This window comes from Bacillota bacterium, assembly GCA_029961055.1.
Lineage (GTDB): Bacteria > Bacillota > Sulfobacillia > JAIMAT01 > JAIMAT01 > JAIMAT01.
In genome coordinates, this window is sequence record JASBVM010000043.1 from 1 (window position 1) to 1,876 (window position 1,876).

Here is a 1,876-nt window from a genome sequence, read left to right on the forward strand (position 1 = left end):
CCGGCCGCCTCGCCCGCCCCGGCCGCGGCGTGGGAGTGGCAGGCGGGCGACCGGCTCCGCCACCGGGTCTGGGGTGAGGGGACCGTGGTCCAGGTCCGCGGCCACGGAGAGGAGCAGGAGCTGACCGTCGCCTTCCCGGAGGCGGGGCTGCGCAAGCTTCTCGCCCGCTACGCGCCGGTGGAGCGGCTCGCGGAGCGGGACGAGCCCTGAGCGGCGGGCGGCGCGGTCGGGCGCCTGGAAGGCCGGGGCGCCGTCATGGCGCCGCTCCCCGCAGCGCCTTTCCGGAGCCGGAGACGGGTCGAAACGGGCCTTGGACGAGGAGGAGGAGCAGGCCGCATGGCGGCAGCGGACGAGGGAACGAGGGGCCAGGAGGCCGGCGGCGACGCCCGGGCCGAGATCGAGCGGCTGCGCCGCCTGATCCGCCACCACGAGTACCTCTACTATGTCCTGGACGCGCCCGAGATCTCCGACGAGGAGTTCGACCAGCTGATGGAGCGGCTGAAGGCGCTGGAGGCGGCGCACCCCGAGCTGGTGGCGCCGGACTCGCCCACCCGGCGCGTGGGTGGCGCCCGGAGCGGCGAGTTCCCGCCCGTCCGGCACCCGCAGCCGCTCCTCAGCCTGGACGACGTCTTCAGCCGCGAGGAGCTGCTCGCCTTCGGGCGGCGCGTGGAGGCCGCCCTGGGCGAGCCCGTGGAATACGTGGTCGAACCGAAGATCGACGGCCTCTCCGTGGCCGTCACCTACGAGGACGGCCGGCTGGCCGTGGCCGCCACCCGCGGCGACGGCCTGGTGGGCGAGGAGGTGACGCCCAACGTGCGCACGGTCCGCTCCGTGCCGCTCGTTCTGCGCGAGGGCGCGCCGCGCCGGCTGACCGTGCGCGGCGAGGTCTACATGCCCCGCGAGGCCTTCGAACGCCTCAACGAGGAGCGGGAGGCGGCGGGCCTCCCCCTCTTCGCCAACCCGCGCAACGCCGCGGCCGGCTCGCTTCGCCAGCTGGATCCCGCGGTGACGGCGGGGCGGACGCTGGCCGCCCTCTTCTACCAGATCCTGGACATGGAGGGCGAGCCGCCCGGCACCCAGGCGGAGCTGCTGGAGCAGCTCCGGCGATGGGGTTTCCGCACGCCGCCGGCGTGGCGGCTGGCGCGCTCGATCGAGGAAGCGGCCGATCTCTGCGAGGCGGGGGCTGCGCTGCGGGCGACGCTTCCTTTCCAGATCGACGGGATGGTGGTCAAGGTCAACCGGCGCGACCAGCAGGAGCGGCTCGGCGCCACCTCCAAGGTGCCGCGCTGGGCGGCCGCCTGGAAGTTCCCCGCCGAGGAGGCGCTCACCGTGGTCCGCGCCATCGAGGTGAGCGTCGGCCGGACCGGCGCCCTCACCCCGGTGGCCGTCCTCGACCCCGTCCGCCTGGCGGGGACCACCGTCACCCACGCCAGCCTCCACAACGAGGACTACGTCCGGGAGAAGGACGTCCGCGTCGGCGACCACGTCTGGGTGAGGAAGGCGGGCGAGATCATCCCCGAGGTGGTCCGCGTCGAGGTGGCGCTCCGCTCGGGCGAGGAAGAGCCCTTCCGCATGCCCGACCGGTGTCCGGCCTGCGGCGCCGCCGTCGTCCGCCTGCCCGGCGAGGCGGCCACGCGCTGCACCAACCGGGCCAGCTGCCCGGCGCAGCTGCGCGAGGCGCTTCTCCACTGGGCGAGCCGCCCCGGCATGGACATCGACGGCCTCGGCCCGGCGGTGGTCGACCAGCTGCTGGCCCGGGGGCTGGTGCACGACGCCTCGGATCTCTACGCGCTGGGCGTGCCGGCGCTGGCGGCCCTGGAGCGGATGGGGCAGAAGTCGGCGGAGAACCTGGTCCGCGCCATCGACGCCAGCCGCC

Annotated in this window: 2 protein-coding genes; both read left to right on the forward strand. The window is 75.4% G+C overall.

The genetic code is table 11. The annotated features are described in order from the left end of the window. Window positions 1-210 (forward strand): hypothetical protein (locus QJR14_09260; protein MDI3317787.1); only part of this gene is annotated, 210 nt, incomplete at its 5' end. 126 nt (window positions 211-336) lie between these two features. Next, a partial coding sequence (gene ligA / locus QJR14_09265; protein MDI3317788.1) for an NAD-dependent DNA ligase LigA occupies window positions 337-1,876 on the forward strand: 1,540 nt, incomplete at its 3' end.